Below are 18,644 nucleotides of genomic sequence, written 5' to 3' on the forward strand. Positions count from 1 at the left end.
GGGCGCAGGTTTCCTCACCCCTTGGTCCCAATGTTGGTCTTGCAATAGGTGGGGATGAACTCCTTCTGATACCCGAATGACCAATGCTTGTTTTTCACAACGCGGCGGCCTCGGGTCCTTTTCCCTCCTTCAGGGAGTCTGTAGACTGGCGATGTTTTTCACCGTTTGCAAGCTCCCATTCCGCCAGGTAATTTTGCGGTGGGAAATCGTATAGACCGTGTTTGATCAGCAGGATGAATTTTTTGGTTGCAAACAGGCTGGTGAAATCTCCCTGCGTGATCTCCGCGATCATCTTCTCGTTCAACCGTTCCAGTTCCTTGATGTGGGCAGTGGTAAAAAGTAGTATCTTTCCTGCCGCCAAGACCGCCCGTACTCCCAAATTGAGCGATGAGTCAAGCGACAGGAAAGTCACTGTTGATTGACAACTGTCGGGAAAGGGTTCTTTTACAGGAAGTCGTCAATCGGGGTATGGTCGAGGTCAAATGCTTTGGCCACAGCTTTGTAGGTAATGGCCCCTTGAACGACATTAGCACCTAATTTGATCTCCCGGTTGTCTTGCATCGCTTTTTTCCACCCCTTGTTGGCGATTTGGATGGCGTAGGGGAGGGTAGCATTGGTGAGAGCGCGGGTGGAGGTTCTGGCCACTGCACCTGGCATATTGGCGACGCAATAGTGAATGACGCCTTCGACCACAAAGCATGGATCGTCATGAGTGGTCGGCCTGGAGGTCTCGAAGCAACCGCCCTGATCGATGGCCACATCAACTATGACTGAGCCGTCTTTCATCTCTTTGAGCATATCGCGGGTCAGCAATTTAGGAGCCTTCGCCCCGGCAACCAAAACTGCACCAATAACGACGTCGGCTTCCTTGACCAGTTTTCGCAAGGTCATTTCATCGGACATGACCGGAAAACAGTTGGCTGGCATGATGTCGTCCAGATAGGCGAGCCGCTGAAGATTTTTGTCGAGTATATAGACCTTGGCGCCGAGGCCACAGGCCATTTTTGCAGCATTGACGCCTACAACACCGCCGCCGATGACAACCACGGTGGCCGGCTCGACGCCGGTTACGCCGCCCAGGAGAATGCCGCGTCCACCTTGGGGCATTTCAATGTACTTGGCGGCTTCCTGGGTAGCCATGCGGCCGGCAACTTCACTCATTGGCACCAGTAATGGGAGAGACCCATTGTCTTTTTCAATGGTTTCGTAGGCAATGGCAACGGACTTGCTTTTCATGAGGGCTTTGGTCTGTTGCTCGTCAGCTGCAAGGTGGAGATAGGTGAAGATGATTTGGCCTTCACGGATCATGTCGTACTCAGAGGGCTGGGGTTCCTTGACGTGCATGACCATTTCCGACTTGGCGTAAATATCCGCCGGGGTGTCGATGATGGCGGCACCTGCTTCAATATACTCGGCGTCAGGGTAGCCGGCGCCCGCGCCGGCGTCCTTTTCCACCAGGACCTCGTGTCCGTTACGGATCATGTCAATGACCCCTGCAGGGGTCATGCTGACGCGCTTTTCAGCAACTTTAATTTCTTTTAAGACACCGACAATCATGGTTTGGTCTCCATTTACTTTATAGGGTAAAATGTTTTTTCAACGGCAGTAGCACCTACATCTGCAGTAGTGTTAACTTGTTCCTTGGTAATGATCAAGCTTGGGGCATGCATCATGATGTTGTTTAGGCCGTGGAAACTGGAATTGGTCCGGCCGGCAATGACGAGCTGAGAGGTGACTTTGCTCGTAAGGGTTGCCATTTGCACTTCACCCATAGTCATCCAGGTGCTGTACTATTCCCATATCCCGGATTTCACTCCCTTTGATTTCGTCGCTGCCCATCAGGGTTTGCTGCTGGTTGTGTGGGGTAGTATTTCGCTCCTAACGATAGCAGTAACCACTGAATCTTGCACGCTTTTCCAGCCGTGTGAAATGGTATAGGCGCTTTTGCGGTAGTTCTGGTAAAAACGCTCAGCTGGTTCGGGGGTGATGTCGTAAACGACTTTTTTTTTCAAAGAGGGTAACTCTCTGGCAATTGCACCGATTCGGGATGCTGATCGATGGAAGGAGGGGGGCTGCCCTGAAGAGAGGAGGAGAGCAGGGCAGCCCGTGGAGGAGGAGTGACAACTTCATGTGAAGCGTGGAATTCATCGTTGCCAAGGGGGTAATTGCAACGATGAATTTGCCGATATTCTAGCAGGGAGCATGCCAAAAGAGCAATAAAGGAGGTTTTTCGTTTTTTTCTATGGAGTTATATAAGATCCTCATTGGTGAAGGGCTGGAGATCGCTGGCGGCGGCTTGTGTTTTTTGTTACAAATACGAATCATTGTGTCTGCTTGTATTCAATTTTGTCGAATTGGTCTGTTTGTTGAATATGTGTTTTGTCGATAAGAAGACATGCCCTGCAAGAGACTTGCTTGATTCGGCTGTCTGGGGCGCTATAATGAGCATAGGCTTATGGAACCGAGCCGTTTTTTTTGGTGATCAAATCTTGAGAGAGGTGCAAAGTGGGTGGTTCAATGATTGACGGGTTTACCAACTGGGTAGGGACAGTAGCCGATAAAATTGGCCTGATGCTGGAAAAGACACATCTTCCTGAACAGGTTAGTGAGGTTGATTTTGCCGGCCTGTTCACAAATCCCTGGTTTTTAGTCCCCTTTATCATGGTGGTCGGGTATATGCTGTATAAGCAGTCCTTTCGTGACTTGACCATCATGGGGCTGTTGATGGCTGTCTGGTATGCCTCGGGAACGGAGTATATGCAGACATTGGTTGTTGGCGATGAACTCCAGATGCAAAAAGTATTGCCGGTGCTTTTTGGTGGCGCCGGGGTGCTTGGATTTATCATTTATCTGCTGTTCGGTCGGTCAAACTGACCGGATAGTAAACGAGCAATAGAAGCAGTGCCCATTCTGTGCGAGGATGGACACAGGTAGACGTGATCGATGGCGTATCGAGATGCGATATTTGTCGTAACCGAAGAGTTGTCCTGCCCGATCTATAATGTAGGCGAGGAATTCCAGGTTGAAGGCATGGGATTAACTGTTCCAGAAGCAAAGCCAGCCTGTCTGATGATGGTGCAGGAGCTGATGAAGGCGGTTTCTACTCGGCAGAGCATGGAGCGCTATACCCAGCAGGGAGTGAGAAAATCAAAATTCGAGTGTGGCGGCTGCACCGGTCTTATTCGTTTCGAATTTAAAAAGGAAAAAGGGTTTGCTACCCTGCAGATGAAACTTCTGGCCGCTGCTGAGCAGCGAGAGCGGATGCGGCACGTGGATAAGTTTTTTGACGTCCTGCGCGGACTTGATATTTTTGAACCCCTTGACGAGGATAATTTACGGGACCTGTCGGCTCTGCTTGAATTAAAGGAGTACGGTGCCAATAAAATTCTTCTAAAAAAAGGCGACCCGGGGACAAGTCTCTATATCATCGTGCAGGGCAGGGTTGCCGTTGTTGGTGATGACGGGCAGACGCTGTCTGAGATGGAAGTGGGAGACATCTTTGGTGAAATGAGCCTGCTATCCGGCGAACCGGTCACAACCTCCATTCACTCAAGAGAACGCACCAAAGTTGCGGCTTTGTCGAGCAAGGATTTTAAGCATGTGCTCAACAAGTACCCGGTTCTGCAGGTCTTCTTCTATCGCCTGCTGGTGGAGCGCGCCCAGGCCAATACCTTGCGTTCGGGTACGATTAGTTCCGGTATGACCGGTAAGTTTACCGATATTCATCCGGTGGAACTTTTTCAGTTGATTAACACCAGTACTAAAACCGGAAAAGTGGACCTGGTACTGGAAGACGGCAAGGCGTCGGTACTCTTCAACGAGGGTGAGCTGGTCCAGGCCATGTATAACAACGTCGCCGGGAAAGAAGCGTTTTTTGCCATTCTTGCCAAAAAAGAAGGCACTTTTACCTATACTTCAGGTATTTCCCCAGAGGCAAACACGCTTCCGGTTATTGGAGGGTTTATGGGGCTGGTTATGGAGGGGATGCGTCGGGTGGATGAAAAGGAAGACCAGTAGCACCCTCCCCCGCTCAGCCCCGTTAGCGTTTATACCTTGTGAAAAATGAGGCAGGCGTTGGTTCCGCCAAAGCCATAACTGTTGCTCATCACGGTGGTAAGTTGTGCCTCGCGGTTTGCTGTCAGGATCGGCATATGGGCCGCTTCCGGTTCAATAGTGGTGATGTTGGCGGTTCCACAGAGAAAATGGTGGTTGAGCATTAACAGTGAGTATATTGCCTCGTGAACCCCGGCAGCCCCGAGCGAATGGCCGGATATGGATTTGGTGGAACTGATCAGCGGGCAATCGGCGCCAAAGACCTCGGTAATGGCCTTGAGTTCCACCAGGTCGCCAGCCGGAGTGGAGGTGCCGTGGGCATTGATATAATCGATGGAGGGCTTTTCGTCCCCCAAAGCAAGACGAATACAGCGAACAGCTCCCTCTCCAGACGGTGTAACCATCTCACTGCCGTCCGCAGTGGCTCCGTAACCGATTACCTCGCCGTAGATGGTGGCCCCCCGTTTTTTTGCTCGTTCATACTCTTCAAGCACCACAACTCCAGCACCGTTGGCGACCACAAATCCATCGCGCTCGGTGTCGTAGGGACGTGATGCCTGTTCCGGCATGTGGTTGAATTTGGTTGACAGGGCCCCCATGGCGTCAAACATAGCTGTTTGGGTCCAGTGTTCTTCATCGGAGCCGCCGGCAAACACGATGTCCTGCTTGCCAAGCAGAATCTGTTCCGAGGCTGCTCCGATGCAATGGGAACCCGTTGCGCAGGCCGAGGAGATCGAATAGCAGAGACCAAGAATGCCGAACGCACTGGTGAGGCAGGCGGAAACCGTACTGCTCATGGTTCGTGGAACCATGAACGGGCTGAGGCGCTTGAGCCCTTTTTTGCGCATAATATCCGCTGTTGCCACGACGTTTTCAGCTGAAGTCCCTCCAGAACCGATGATGAGTCCGGTTCTCGGGTGGGAGATTTCGTCCTTGGTCAGACCGGAATCCTCTATGGCCTGCTGCATGGCAATGGCCGCATACGCCGCAGCATTCCCCATGAAACGCAGCTGTTTTTTCTCTATGCAGGCCTTGACATTGATGGCGGTGAATCCTCCTATCTGTGAGCGGAGTCCAAGGTCCTGGTAGGGCTGATGAAAGCGAATGCCAGATTGACATTGCCTGAGTGAATGGAGTGCTTCGTCAGCGCTATCACCTAAGGGAGAAACAATTCCCATTCCTGTTATTACAACTCTTCGCATCGTCTTCCAAATGTGGGGTGACTGTCGTCGGCAAGGTGCCCCCGCACAACCGGGGAGCGGCTTCAGTTGCCTGGGGACAGGTCGTTGCTGATAGTATGTCTGGCGGTGAAATTGGCGGAAAGTATAGCAAAAAAACATTTTTTAGGACAAGGACTTTGTCGAAATAGGTTATTTCGTTTCCCTGTATCGCTCGGTTGACTAGAGTATTCAAGACAGTGGATAAGCGCTTTACGACGAGGCAATAATCAATTATTTCCATTAGAAAGAAGTATTGAAACTTGCAAATGGTGCGCTGAGCATTACTGTTAATGGTGCCTGAGCAGCTGCTGAAATTCTGCTGTGGAATTGGACAGGAGAGGGAAGCATCAGGCGTGAACGCGAAAAGCGCCCTGGCACAGAGGGCATGGCCAATCTTAAGGAGTTGACGATGAAGAAAAAATTGCTGAAGGCACTCAATGACCAGATAAACGCGGAAATGTATTCCTCCTATCTCTACCTTTCTATGGAGTCCTACTTTCAATCCATCAGTCTTGGTGGGTTTGCCACCTGGATGCGCGGGCAGGTACAGGAAGAATTGATGCATGCGATGAAGTTTTATGACTTTGTGGTCGAGCGAGGTGGCAGGGTTACCCTTGAGGCGATTGCCAAGCCGGAGTCGGAATGGAAGTCTCCACTAGATGCTTTTGAAGCCATCCTCAAGCATGAACAGCATGTCACCAGTCTCATCAACGATTTGGTCGATCTCGCCATCAGTGAAAAAGACCATGCGACCAATATTTTTCTTCAGTGGTTTGTGTCCGAGCAGGTTGAAGAGGAGGCAAGCGTAGGGGCTGTAGTTGACAGACTGCGGCTGATCAAGGATAACCCTTCAGGGTTGTTTATGCTGGACAACGAACTGGGAAAAAGGGTGTTTGATCCGGGCAGTGAAGCGTAATCGGCGCTGGGAAAATTAGGCCGGCCGGCACAGCAAGGAGGGGCAGACAGCGGTGACTCCTTTATGAATCAGCAAGCTGGTGGAGTCTGGGTTTTGCCACTTACCTTGCCTGCAGAATGGATGGAAAACGGAAGAGAGAATGAGTAGCAGGGCATTGAAAAAACGAGTGTTGCCATTGCTGGAGCAAGAGGATCTGGTCACGGTCCGCCGGCGTCTTCAGGAGTTTCCGCCCAAAGACGTGGTCAATGTCCTTTTTTCAGCAATCTGCAGAGAGACTCCACACGTTCGATGGGTGGCGATCAGTTGCATGGGGGAGACCGTTGCCCGGTTGGCTGCCGAGGATATTGAGGCGGCGCGCATTGTCATGCGCCGCTTTCTCTGGAGCCTGAACGATGAATCCGGCGGAATCGGCTGGGGAGCACCTGAGGCGCTTGCGGAAAGCATGTATCACCATCCGCAGCTAGCCCGTGAATATTGCCACATGCTTGTCTCCTACATGCAGGAGGACGGTGAGGAGTTGCTGCAGGATGGCAATTTTCTGGAATTGCCTGGGCTGCAAAAAGGACTGCTCTGGGGGATTGATCGCCTGGCAGGTAAATATCCTGATTACCTGATCGATAAGATCAACGCTGCAGACCTTGCTTTTTTTCTGTCGTCGGTTGATCCTGATACCTGCGCCCTGGCCGCAAGAATAGCGGGAAGGTTGAACATGCTCGAGCTCGAGCCTCGTCTGCAGGCGCTCAAAGAGGATGCAAGAGTGTCCTTGCTGTACGAGGATGGGGTGATACATCAGGTGACCGTCAGGCAATGCGTTCGAGATGCCTTGGAGAGGATGCACCAGTATGTCTAATTTACCGTTTACCGCTGTCGCCTGCGTTCAGTTTCCCATTATACCGGGGCACATTGAAACAAATCTGCAGCACATGGTATCGTTGGTTGATGCCCACCGATTCGAGCCTGGGAGCTTGGTGGTTTTGCCGGAAATGTGGGCAACGGGGTTTGACTATTCCCGTATACGCGAGATGGCAGCTGCAACGCCAGAGCTGCTGAAGCGGTTGCAGGAGATTGCCGCGCGAAGCGGGGTGTATTTTGCCGGTTCTCTTCCCGAGGCGCGATCTGACGACCAACATCCTCGAAATACACTTTTTGTTACCGGGGGAGCGGGAGTCGTGGCTCGCTGGCCCAAACAGTTTATGTTTGGTGCCTGGAAGGAAGACAGATTTTTGCAGCCTGGTCGTTCCGAGGCGCCGGTACAGGTGGACGGCGGCAGACTTGGCGGGTTTGTGTGCTATGATCTTCGTTTTCCTGAACTGGCGCGAGAGCAGGCTTTTAACGGTGCCTCACTGTTGGCGGTCTGTGCCCAGTGGCCGAAGGTCCGACTTGACCATTGGCAGGCACTGTTGCGAGCCAGGGCCATTGAGAATCAACTCTATATCGTGGCGGCCAACGGCTGTGGTGTGAGTGGCGAAATCGAGTTGGCCGGACATTCGTTGATTATCGCACCTGACGGTTCAGTCCTCGTGGAGGCAGGTGAAGAGGCGTCAGTCATCTCCTCCTCTCTGGACCCAGGCGATCTGGAGCGTGTGCGCCGTTCTTTTTGTCCGCCGGGGCAACGCCCCTGGCGCGGACGCGATCAGGAAAAAATCTTTTCCCTGGCTGAGTTGCAGGCCAAGCTTGCAGCCCTTCGCGCCCAGGGAAGCAGTATCGCCTTTACCAACGGATGCTTCGATATTCTGCATGCCGGACATGTCAGCTACCTGGAGCGGGCCCGCCAAACCGCTGACTGCCTGGTGGTCGGGCTCAATAGCGATAGTTCCGTGAGTCGGTTGAAAGGGCCGAGTCGGCCGGTCAACCGTGAAGCAGATCGGGCAAGGGTGCTTGCAGGCCTGGGATGCGTTGATTATGTGGTCCTGTTTGCCGAAGATACTCCGCTGCAACTCATTACCGCTCTGCTCCCGGATGTGCTGGTCAAAGGAGCTGACTGGGCAGAGGACGAGATTGTGGGGGGCGCAGAGGTGAAGGCTGCCGGGGGCCGGGTGGAACGGGTGGTCTTTGAGCATGATTGTTCGACCACCAAAGTAATCGATACAATTCGTAACGCATAGTGGTTGGTCTTTCGGCTGGCTACACGGTGTGTGATTTGCTATACTCCCTCCCGCATTTGATATTTCCCGTCTGCCGTGGGATACGTCATTGGAGGAAGCGGGGATGGGTCCCGTGCTGTTTCCCAATGGTGATTCCTGCTGACGGACAAACCTGCTACCCTTGTGGGTAGTGAGCTTCGTGATAGGAGTTCCTGCCGCTGAAAGTAAACTGTATCCTCCGCGCGGCAGGCTGTTCTGTTGATTCTGCGACGAAAAGCTATGAACAAAAAAGCCAAGTTTGGGTGGCTATGGGACGCTTGACGCTGATTACCGGCGGAGCTCGAAGTGGTAAGAGCAGCTTTGCCGAAGAGCAGATAGGACAGGTCTGTTCGACCATTGCCTATATTGCCACTGCCCAGGCCTTTGACCAGGAAATGGAAGATCGGATTGCCAGACACCGGCGGCAGCGTCCCGAGATCTGGCAGACGTTTGAGGAATCTTATCAACCGTCCTCGATTATTACCGAACATGCAGCGGGTTTTGATGGGTTTTTACTGGATTGTCTCACTGTTTTGACCACCAATATCATGCTCCGACATCAGTCCGTTGACTGGGAGCAGCCGAGCCCGGAACAAATGGGACAGGTGGAACATCGGGTCCTGGAGGAGATCGACCAATTGCTTGCCGCCAGCAGGCAGTATTCCGGTCATCTCTTTGCTGTGACCAACGAGGTGGGCCAAGGCGTGGTTCCTGCAAGCCCGCTTGCCCGCTTTTTTCGGGATTGCTGTGGCAGAGTCAATCAGCGGATGGCTGCTGCGGCCGATGAGGTTTTCTGGGTAGTTTCCGGGATTCCCGTTTGCATAAAAGGAAGGGATACCGGTGTCTAGTTTGATTTTGATGGTGCAGTTTATGACCCGCTACCCCATCCCGCTGCAGATTGAATTTACGGTGCAGCGCTTTGTCGAAGGGATGAAGTGGATGCCTGTGGTCGGTCTGCTGGTGGGCGCTCCTGCTGCGGTTCTTCTTGCCCTGACAACCCCGCTGTTGGGGAACGAGGTTTCCACCTTTCTCGCACTGGTGGTATTGATCACGGTGACCGGGGGGTTGCATCTGGACGGCATCGGCGACACGGCAGATGGTTTGTTCAGCTATCGTTCCAAAGACCGGATGCTGGAGATCATGCGGGACTCCACCCTGGGGATGAATGGGGTGGTTGCTATCATCCTCACCATACTGTTTAAACTCATTACCTTGATAAATATCCCAGCCCCCGGTGCAGTTATCGCCTGTATCTGTACACCGATCGTTGCCCGCATGGCGATTCCCTGGCATACGGCGTTTGCCTCCTATGCACGTGGAAATACGGGGATGGGGGAGTTCACCAATGGTGTCGGCCTTTCCCAGGCGCTTGCTGCAACTGCCATTTCCCTGATCCTGACCAGCGGCATACTGATTTTTGCAGCGTTGGAGCCGTTCAGCGCACTGTTTTTTTCCCTGGTGCTTCACTCTGCGGCTGCAGCGTTGGCGGTTGCTTTTGCCCGCTACCTCAAGCGTCGTCTCGGCGGAATTACCGGTGATACAATCGGCGCAACGATCGAACTCTGCGAGATGCTCCTTTTGTTACTTTTTCTCTCGGCATGGAATCTTCTGCTATGAATGTAACCAGACTCTATCTTATACGGCACGGACAAACAGAACAAAATCGCCAAGGGGTGTTAGTGGGCAGTACTGATGCATCCCTCAATGACCATGGAAGGGAACAGGCGTCCTATCTTTCTCAGCGCCTGAACGCGCTTGAAGTGGATACGCTCTTTTCCAGTCCGCTGCAGCGGGCAACCGAAACCGCTTCCCTGGTTTTCGGCGATAACGTCCCCATCATCACCGATTCGAGCATCCAGGAGTATCATTTCGGTGAATGGGAGGGGTTGCATTATTCAGATATAGAGAAACGGTACCCGGATGCCTGGCAGATGTGGTTGACTGATTGGGAAAACACCCGAATTCCAGGCAGTGAAGCCTTTGCTGCCTTCAAACACCGGGTCATCACCTTTGTTGACGAACTTGTGGGTGCCAACAGCGGCAAGCAGTTGGCGGTTGTGTCCCACGGCGGCTGTATCCGCACCCTGCTTGCGCATTATTTCTGTGCGTCGGTATCCAGCGGATACTGGAGGTTCAAGGTGGATAATGCCACCCTGACAGAAATTGAATTTATGGGCGATATGCCCATTCTTGTTCGATTCAACTACAGGTAATGCGGTGAAGCTGCTCCAGCGTACAATCGAACAGATAAGGCCTGCACATTCACAGGTGATGGCAGAGGCTCAACGGGAAATCGATTATTGCCTCAAACCCCCTGGCAGTCTGGGGAAACTGGAAGAATTGGCATGTCAGGTTGCCGGTATAACCGGTAAGGTGGAAAATTCCATACATCAAAAGGCGATTGTGGTCATGATGGCCGATAACGGTGTGTATCGGGAAGGGATTGCCATGTATCCCCAGGACGTGACAAGGATTGGGGCCGATTTTGTCACCTCCGGGCGAATGGGGGTGAATTTTTTGGCCAACCATGCTGGAGCGGATATTATTGCTGTGGATATCGGTATTCAGGTCGATGTGGACCTGCCTCGGGTACTGAACAGAAAAGTCCGCTACGGCACAGCCAGTTTTCTCAGGCAGCCGGCCATGGAGCGTGAAGAGGCTATCAGGGCTGTTGAAATCGGCATTGAGGTCGCCACCGATGCCATAGATGAAGGCTATGACCTGATTGGTACCGGCGAAATTGGTATCGGGAATACGACGGCCTCGAGTGCAGTCCTATATGCTCTTACCGGTGCCAGCATTGATCGGGTTGTCGGGCGGGGAGCCGGTTTGAGTGATGAAGCCTTTGCCAGAAAAAAACAGGTGGTTCTGGATGCGGTGCGGCTTCACCAACCCGACCGCGATGATCCGCTCGACGTGCTGGCCAAGGTCGGAGGGCTGGATATTGCCGGAATGGCCGGCACCTATCTCGCCTGTGCAGCCCGTCGTGTACCGGTGGTTGCCGACGGGTTGATCTCCAATGTTGCGGCACTGACTGCCATCCAGCTCAAGCCCGAGGTAAGGGACTTTATCATTCCATCTCATATGTCCTGTGAACCCGGAGCCCTGTTGCTCAAGGAGATAACCGGGCTTGAGCCCATGCTCAATATGCATATGCGCCTTGGTGAAGGCACCGGATGCGCTTTGGCCTTTCCGATAATAGAGGCGGCCTTGAAGATGACTCGGGAGATGGGAACATTCGCTGCCCTGGGGAAGAGCCGCGAGGAAATAGGAACAGCAGCAATGGCCTATCGCGGTCACCACCCGGGCAAGAAAGGGTGCCTGGAGCCGTGACGCCTTAGAACCTGCGTTGAGCCACTATTTTGTTATACTAGGGAATACCTGGTATGTATTCAGAAATTCAGGCTTACCAACCGCCCTGCGGGGTGCCCAAGAACGGCCACCTGTTTCGTTGTCAACATGTTGATATAACTTTGGAATAATCCATTAGGTTGGCGCCTTGCACCTCCACTTTTTTTGAACACTTACGGATTCTGGGGGTAGGCTCAACCTGTTAAGATATCTCTGGAGGGGAGTGCATGATCGTTCTTTCGATACCCTGTCTGTTTGATAATTTTGCCCATGTGATTGTCTGCGAGGCAACCCGTGTGTGTGCGGTGGTCGACCCGTCCGAATATTATCCGGTATGGCGGGTGGTGAGCGAGCAGCAGCTCGACCTGCAGGCCATTTTCTGTACCCATCATCACCGGGACCACATTGACGGCATTGATCAATTGCGGGAAGATTTCCCTCTGGCAGGGATCTTCGGGCATGCAAGCGATCAGGATCGTATTCCCGGCATGGATCATCCGCTCCACGAAGGCGATCAGGTGCGGGTTGGTGAATTGCTGGGTAAGGTCTTTCACACTCCCGGACACACGCGGGGCAGTTGTCTCTATCATTTCGGCCACGCGTTGTTTACCGGGGACACCCTGTTTAGCGGCGGGTGCGGTCGTTTGTTTGAGGGGACCGCTGAAGAGATGCACCGGTCCTTAAGCAGGATCAAGGAGCTCTTTGCCCCGGAAACCCTTATTTACCCGGGGCATAACTATACCCGTTCAAATCTGGAGTTTGCCCAGACGGTGGAGCCTGGCAACACCACGCTCCGTCAGCGTCTTGCGCAGGTTAAACTCGCTGGTGCAGATGGGGGACAATGGCAGCCGTCGGACCTGGCCGCAGAAAAAGCAACCAACCCTTTTCTCCGCTGTGACCAGCCGGAACTTTGTCAGAGTGTTCTCAGGGGGCATCCAGCCGCAGAAGATACACCGGTGGAGGTCTTTCGGCTTCTGCGCCAGATGAAAGACAACGCCTGATCCAGGAAGGCTGCGGTTCCGGCTGAGCCAGCGGGAACACCACAACAGCCTGTTGGTAAAGCAGGTGCTTGCAGGCTGCTGTGGTTGCAGTGGTGGAGAAGGATTACCCCTGGTTTTCCTTCCAGTCGGGACGGAGGTGGAGTTCTGTCAACTGCTTCCGGTTAACGGGTGCCGGTGCTTCGGTCAGCAGGCAGGTGGCCTTCTGGGTTTTAGGGAAGGCAATAACCTCGCGGATCGAGGATGAGCCACTCAACAGCATGATCAATCGATCGACGCCAAAGGCAATCCCGCCATGGGGTGGGGCCCCGTAGGTGAGCGCCTTGAGGAGAAACCCGAATTTCTCCTGGGCTTCCTCTTCATCTATACCCAGCGCTTTGAATACTTTTTCCTGCACCGCCGGACTGTGGATACGAATGGAGCCGCCACCAATTTCGTTGCCGTTGAGCACCAGGTCATAGGCACGGCTTTTTACCGCCCCAGGATCTGATTCGAGCAGGTCCAGGTCCTCCTCGAAGGGGGCAGTGAATGGATGATGCACGGCTGTATGACGTTTGGTTTCGTCATCGTACTCAAACATGGGGAAATCGGTAATCCAGAGAAAATCGAAGGTGTCTCTGTCAATGATGTCCAGGCGGCGAGCCAGTTCCAGGCGCAGTTCCGCCAATACCTGGTGGACCGTCGCAGGCTTATCCGCGCCGAAAAGGATCAGGTCGCCGGGTTCAGCGTCAAGGGCTGTGCCCATGGCGGCAATCTCCTGATCATTGAAGAACTTGGTGATGGGCGACTGCCATTCGTTTTCCTTTATTTTGATCCATGCCATGCCTCTGGCCCCGAAGCGTCCGGCATACTCGGTGAGGTCATCCAGATCCTTGCGGGAAAATCCAGCGCAACCCTTTGCATTGATGGCCTTGACCGCTCCCCCCTGCTCGATGACCGCATTAAAGACCTTGAACCCGCATCCGGCCAAGGTCTGGGTGAGGTCGACCAGTTCAAAGCCAAACCGGGTGTCGGGTCTGTCGGTACCGAATCGATTTATTGCCTCATCATAGGTCATGCGTTTGATCGGCAGGGGCAGATCATGGTTGACGGTGGCCTTGAAAAGCGCCGATATCATGCCCTCCACAATGGCAATGATCTCCTCCTCGTCCACAAAACTGAGCTCCATATCGATCTGGGTAAACTCAGGCTGACGGTCTGCGCGCAGGTCTTCGTCACGAAAACATTTTACAATCTGGTAGTAACGATCCATACCCGACATCATCAGGATCTGCTTAAACAGCTGGGGTGATTGCGGCAGCGCAAAAAACTTGCCTGCATTTACCCTGCTTGGCACCAGGTAATCCCTTGCACCTTCTGGAGTTGATCGGGTGAGCATCGGTGTTTCAATTTCCAGAAAGTTCTCCGCATTGAGAAAAGAGCGCACCGTCTGCAGTGCCTGATGCCGGAGGATGAGATTTTTTGCCACTTCCGGCCGGCGCAGGTCTAGGTAGCGGTACTGGAGACGGAGGTTATCGGATATTTCCGTTTCCTCATCAAGTGGAAAGGGCGGGGTCTCACTGGTATTGAGAATACGTAATTCGTCTACCAGTACCTCGATGGCCCCGGTTTTCAGCTTGGGGTTTTCCATGTCGCTTGGCCGCTTTTCGACCCGACCTCTGACGGCTAGCACCCATTCGCTGCGCAGTCGGTGTGCTTTTGCATGAACGTCGGGGTTGATTTCCGGGTTAAATACGACCTGGGTTATGCCCCAGCGGTCCCGAAGATCGATAAAAATAACTCCGCCATGATCGCGACGGCGAAGCACCCACCCCATTAGTGTTACTTCCTGGTCCAGGTTTTCCTGACCAAGTTCGTTGCAGTTATGTGTTCGCCGTAGCGATCCCATAGATTCCATATTCATCTCCAAAGATTGACCGCAGGAGAATATGCTGCGGCTCGTTGTGTAGCTGGACCGTCTGTTGCCACGGGGACAGTCGTGCCGAAGTAGAGGGGCGGTTAAGCACCTATCATATCGAGGAGTCGTTTACTCTGTTCAACAAACGATCCGGCCAGCGAAAAAGGCCGTTGTTGCTGTGACGACATATCCCGTAGGACAGCTTCTTGTTTTTCCAGTTCATTGTCGCCGACTATCAGCACATACCGTGCGTTTACCCGGTTTGCCTGCTTCATCTGCGCCTTGAGGCTTCGCCCGCTGTAATCCATGGCCGCCCGTGCGCCGTCGAGCCGTAACTGATGCGTCAGCAGGCTGCATGGCTGGCCGGCACCTTCTCCGAGCGCTGCAAGAAAAATGTCGATATGCTGTGCAAGATGTTTGTGTGAATTGTTCTGTTCCATCAGCAGGGCAATCCGCTCAAGGCCCATCGCAAAACCGATGCCAGGCAGGGCGGGGCCGCCAAGCTGTTCTATCAGGCCGTCGTATCTGCCGCCTGCACCAACGGCCGCCTGCGCTCCCAGGTCGCCGGTAAGGAATTCAAAGGTTGTCTGGGTGTAGTAATCCAAACCTCGAACCATGAACCGGTTCAGGGTATAGGGAATGTCAAGTGCTGCAAGTGATTGCTGCACATGCTGAAAATGGTCGCTGCATTCCTCGCAGAGATCATCGAGCAGGGAAGGGGCATCTTTGACCAACGCTCTGCAGGCTTCTTTTTTGCAATCAAGCACTCTGAGGGGATTGGTCGTCGTTCTCCTGCGGCAGTCCTGGCACAGACCCTGCTGGTTCGCTTCAAGGTAAGCCACTAGCTTTGCTCGAAAGGGAGGGCGGCAGGCCTGGCAGCCAAGAGAGTTGATTTCCAGGCTCGTATGCAGTCCAAGTTCGCTGAGCAGCAGGTGGCCCATGGCAATGAGCTCGGCATCGATCTGTGGTTCCTTGGCCCCGATAATTTCTGCATCAAGCTGATGAAACTGGCGTTGCCGTCCTTTCTGCGGACGCTCATGGCGAAACATCGGACCAATGGTATAGAGTCGCTGCACCGGCTGTTGTACATGCATGCCGTGTTCGATAAAAGCCCGCATAAGGGAAGCCGTGGCTTCAGGCCGCAGGGTGATTGACTTGTCCGTAAAGGTATACATCTCCTTTTCCACCACATCGGTAGACTCGCCGATGGAGCGAACGAACAGGTCGGTTTTCTCCATGATCGGCACCCGTATCTCCCGTAAACCGAAACGATGAAAAATATCTCTTGCCAGCTGTTCGATGTGTTGCCAGAGAAGTGCATTCTCCGGCAGAATGTCTTTAAATCCGTTGATTGCCTGAATTTTCAAAGGGGTACTCCATTTAAGACGAGAAAAAACAATATCGGGACATGGATAGTTTGTCGTGAAATGTGGAAAAAAACAAAAAATCTAACTGCAAAATGAATGAAAAGTCAAGCTGGTGTGGCACATTTCTGAGAAAAAGACTATAATCATTCTGTGTGATGTATTGTATACGGTCGTTGAAGGAGCGGGTAGAGATTGATCATGCGGCAGGTATGCTTGGTCGATGAGTAGGCAAGGCGATGTACTGGATTCAGCCTTCTCGCTGCTTAATCAACGGCTGTTATTTTTTTTATTCCTCTACTACACGAGAGTTGCATGAAATTACCTGAATTAAAAATAGGCTCGTTTATAGCCAAAATTCCCATCATTCAGGGTGGTATGTCGGTTCGCGTCTCCACTTCCGCTCTGGCCGTGCCGGTTGCTGAGTGCGGCGGGATCGGGACCATAGGCGGGTCGGGAATACCGGTTGACGAATTGCAAGAGGATATTCGTAAGGCCAAGAGCGCCACCAAAGGCATCATTGCCGTGAATATCATGTATGCGATGAAGGACTTTTATGAGCTGGTTATGGGCTCCATCGAGGCCGGGGCAGATATGATTGTTACCGGTGCCGGTTTTTCCCGCGACATCTTTAAAATAGGCAAGAAATACAATGTTCCCATCGTGTCTATCGTTTCCTCACCGAACTTTGCCAAGTTGGCAGAAAAGCTGGGTGCTGCTGCGATCATTGCCGAGGCAAGCGAAGCCGGGGGCCATCTGGGTACGGACAAGAATCTGCGTGATATGTTTCCTGCGATTCGCAAGGTGGTTTCCAAGGTACCGCTTATTGCTGCCGGCGGGATCACCAATGGCCTGGAGATGGCTGAAATGATGGATAAATACGGTGCAGATGGCATACAGATCGCCTCCAGATTTGTGCTGAGTGAAGAGTGTTCTGTTTCCCAGAAGTTCAAGGAGGCGTATCTGCAGGCCCAGAAGGAAGACATCGTTTTGGTGCAGTCGCCGGTTGGAATGCCTGGGCGTGCCGTAAAAACCGGGTTTATCGAAAAGATGGAGCGTGGTGAAGATGTCTCGATGGAGAAATGCCGGTTCCAGTGTCTGAAAAAATGCAGTTACAAGTACTGCATCAATGACAGGCTGGTGGCCGCCAGCGAGGGCGATGTGGAAAACGGTCTCTTTTTCTCCGGCGCTAACACCTACAGAATGAACGAAATATTGCCGGTCCGGGAGATATTTCATCGGTTCGTCCAGGCTGCCGAGTCGGTATACAAGGAAAAGGCCGGCGCATCGGGAGCTGAAGCCGTTTAGCCGGCATGGTGTAGCAGAACTTCGAATTTATGGAAAAGGACGCATCCAACGCAGGGCAGAACCGGGATAATCAGCAGAGGAAACCGCTGATTATCCCGGAGTCCGATCATCCCATTCGTGAATCCCACCTCGACCGGGAAGCCCTTAAGGTCCTCTATCGCCTTCGAGATGCCGGTTTTAAAGGTTATCTTGTTGGCGGGGGCGTTCGGGACCTGTATCTGGGCCAACAGCCAAAAGATTTTGATATATCCACTGACGCCCGGCCCGGGCAGCTGCGAAAGATTTTTCGTAACAGCCGGACCATTGGGCGACGGTTCCGCCTTGTGCAGGTTTTTTTTCGCGGTAATAAGATTATCGAGGTCTCCACCCTCCGTTCGCAAAGCGAATATGACCTGAACGGGCCGGAGCAGGTCCTGCCGCATAATAATACCTTCGGCACCCTGGAAGAGGATGCGTTTCGTCGGGATCTGACCATCAATTCCCTGTTTTATGAAATAGAAACCAACACCATCATCGATTATACAGGAGGGGTCAAAGACCTCAACCAGGGGGTGGTGCGGATGGTCGGTGATCCCAATCGTCGGTTTACCCGTGATCCGGTGCGTATGATGCGTGCTGTGCGCCATGCAGCACGAAAAGGGTTTGCCATTGATCGGGCATGCCGGAAGGCCATTGCAGCGCATGGCGACAAACTCGCCCTCTGCCCACCTTCCAGGTTACGGGATGAGGTCCTCAAAGATCTGCGGTCGGGGACCAGTGAGGCATGGGTGCGCCTGTGCATGGAAAATAATCTATGGCAATACCTTTTTCCGCTCTATACAACATCTTCCCGTGCTACGAGCAAGGATGAGCAGGCCAGGGAAGACCTGTTCCGTCTCCTGCAGGCACTGGATAGGCTGCACGCTGGATCTGAATCGTCAAGGCCGATAAAAGTGCCGGAATACATGCTCGTTGCCGCGGTACTGCTGCCGTGGGCGATCCAGCGTTTCGGGCTGTTACAGGTCCAGGTTCGTGGCAAGGGCTACCACCAGTTGAATCGTGCATTGCGTACCGAACTCGACGCATTGATTGGTGAACGGCTTAACATGAAACGAATGGCAAGAGATGCACTGGCAGTGTTGCTGGTTAATCTGCCGACGCTGCACCAGGCTCATGCTGGTGGGAAGCTTCCCCAGTGGCTAAAGCGCAAAAGTTATTATTATGACTGTTCCCGTTTTTACAGCCTATACAGAGACGCAATGGGTGAAAAGCCATTGAACCCGGAACTCTTCGCTTGTCCTGCGCAGCAAGAAAGGGTGGAGGATAGCGTGCCCGTCAAATCCGGGAGGAAGAATTCATCGGGTCGACGCGGATTAAATCCCGCCTTCAGTAGCAGTAAGAAGGGTGTATTTGGGTTGAAAAACCGAGGGTAAAA

Annotated in this window: 17 protein-coding genes; 12 read left to right on the forward strand and 5 right to left on the reverse strand. The window is 53.0% G+C overall.

The window, feature by feature from the left end:
* Positions 1-94: 94 nt before the first annotated feature.
* Positions 95-412 (reverse strand): hypothetical protein, encoded by a 318-nt coding sequence (locus ACZ52Z_RS18880; protein ID WP_464268318.1) that lies wholly within the window; start codon positions 410-412, stop codon positions 95-97.
* Between the two features lie 32 nt (positions 413-444).
* A complete protein-coding gene (gene ald / locus ACZ52Z_RS18885) occupies positions 445-1,557 on the reverse strand; it encodes an alanine dehydrogenase (protein WP_464268319.1) in 1,113 nt (370 codons plus the stop codon).
* A gap of 960 nt (positions 1,558-2,517) precedes the next feature.
* Between ald and ACZ52Z_RS18890 the strand changes: the two genes are divergently transcribed.
* Both ACZ52Z_RS18890 and ACZ52Z_RS18895 read left to right on the forward strand, forming a co-directional pair.
* Complete coding sequence (locus ACZ52Z_RS18890) at positions 2,518-2,874, forward strand: hypothetical protein (RefSeq protein WP_464268320.1); 357 nt, start codon at positions 2,518-2,520, stop codon at positions 2,872-2,874.
* A gap of 69 nt (positions 2,875-2,943) precedes the next feature.
* A complete protein-coding gene (locus tag ACZ52Z_RS18895; protein WP_464268321.1) occupies positions 2,944-4,017 on the forward strand; it encodes a cyclic nucleotide-binding domain-containing protein in 1,074 nt (357 codons plus the stop codon).
* Between the two features lie 29 nt (positions 4,018-4,046).
* Here the strand turns inward: ACZ52Z_RS18895 and ACZ52Z_RS18900 are convergent, their stop codons facing one another.
* Complete coding sequence (locus ACZ52Z_RS18900) at positions 4,047-5,255, reverse strand: beta-ketoacyl-ACP synthase II (RefSeq protein ID WP_464268322.1); 1,209 nt, start codon at positions 5,253-5,255, stop codon at positions 4,047-4,049.
* Positions 5,256-5,682: 427 nt separating this feature from the next.
* Between ACZ52Z_RS18900 and ACZ52Z_RS18905 the strand changes: the two genes are divergently transcribed.
* From ACZ52Z_RS18905 to gloB, 8 genes are all read left to right on the forward strand, one after another.
* Entirely contained in the window at positions 5,683-6,189 is a 507-nt protein-coding gene (locus ACZ52Z_RS18905) for a ferritin (protein ID WP_464268323.1), read from the forward strand.
* A gap of 139 nt (positions 6,190-6,328) precedes the next feature.
* Complete coding sequence (locus ACZ52Z_RS18910) at positions 6,329-7,039, forward strand: DVU0298 family protein (protein WP_464268324.1); 711 nt, start codon at positions 6,329-6,331, stop codon at positions 7,037-7,039.
* Positions 7,032-8,294 (forward strand): D-glycero-beta-D-manno-heptose 1-phosphate adenylyltransferase, encoded by a 1,263-nt coding sequence (rfaE2, locus tag ACZ52Z_RS18915; protein WP_464268325.1) that lies wholly within the window; start codon positions 7,032-7,034, stop codon positions 8,292-8,294. The genes ACZ52Z_RS18910 and rfaE2 overlap by 8 nt, the downstream gene beginning before the upstream one ends.
* A gap of 287 nt (positions 8,295-8,581) precedes the next feature.
* Positions 8,582-9,160, forward strand: a complete 579-nt coding sequence (gene cobU, locus ACZ52Z_RS18920) for a bifunctional adenosylcobinamide kinase/adenosylcobinamide-phosphate guanylyltransferase (RefSeq protein ID WP_464268326.1) — start codon at positions 8,582-8,584, stop codon at positions 9,158-9,160.
* Positions 9,153-9,929, forward strand: coding sequence for an adenosylcobinamide-GDP ribazoletransferase (cobS, locus tag ACZ52Z_RS18925; RefSeq protein WP_464268327.1), 777 nt, complete (start codon positions 9,153-9,155; stop codon positions 9,927-9,929). Before cobU ends, cobS begins: the two co-directional genes overlap by 8 nt.
* Entirely contained in the window at positions 9,926-10,525 is a 600-nt protein-coding gene (gene cobC / locus ACZ52Z_RS18930) for an alpha-ribazole phosphatase (protein WP_464268328.1), read from the forward strand. The genes cobS and cobC overlap by 4 nt, the downstream gene beginning before the upstream one ends.
* 4 nt (positions 10,526-10,529) lie before the next feature.
* Entirely contained in the window at positions 10,530-11,645 is a 1,116-nt protein-coding gene (cobT, locus tag ACZ52Z_RS18935; protein WP_464268329.1) for a nicotinate-nucleotide--dimethylbenzimidazole phosphoribosyltransferase, read from the forward strand.
* Positions 11,646-11,890: 245 nt separating this feature from the next.
* Positions 11,891-12,664 (forward strand): hydroxyacylglutathione hydrolase, encoded by a 774-nt coding sequence (gene gloB, locus ACZ52Z_RS18940; protein WP_464268330.1) that lies wholly within the window; start codon positions 11,891-11,893, stop codon positions 12,662-12,664.
* 103 nt (positions 12,665-12,767) lie between these two features.
* On the opposite strand, the gene aspS is transcribed toward gloB, so the two are convergent.
* Together aspS and hisS are read right to left on the reverse strand one after the other, a co-directional pair.
* Positions 12,768-14,558 (reverse strand): aspartate--tRNA ligase, encoded by a 1,791-nt coding sequence (gene aspS / locus ACZ52Z_RS18945; protein WP_464268331.1) that lies wholly within the window; start codon positions 14,556-14,558, stop codon positions 12,768-12,770.
* Positions 14,559-14,659: 101 nt separating this feature from the next.
* Positions 14,660-15,925, reverse strand: coding sequence for a histidine--tRNA ligase (gene hisS / locus ACZ52Z_RS18950; protein ID WP_464268332.1), 1,266 nt, complete (start codon positions 15,923-15,925; stop codon positions 14,660-14,662).
* 312 nt (positions 15,926-16,237) lie between these two features.
* Here hisS and ACZ52Z_RS18955 point away from each other — a divergent pair, with 312 nt between their 5' ends.
* Entirely contained in the window at positions 16,238-17,230 is a 993-nt protein-coding gene (locus ACZ52Z_RS18955; protein ID WP_464268333.1) for an NAD(P)H-dependent flavin oxidoreductase, read from the forward strand.
* A 29-nt stretch (positions 17,231-17,259) separates the two neighbouring features.
* The gene (pcnB, locus tag ACZ52Z_RS18960) at positions 17,260-18,642 is read left to right on the forward strand and encodes a polynucleotide adenylyltransferase PcnB (RefSeq protein WP_464268334.1); all 1,383 of its coding nucleotides are present in this window, start codon (positions 17,260-17,262) and stop codon (positions 18,640-18,642) included.
* The last annotated feature ends 2 nt before the right edge of the window (positions 18,643-18,644 follow it).

This window comes from Desulfogranum aggregans (assembly GCF_055398265.1).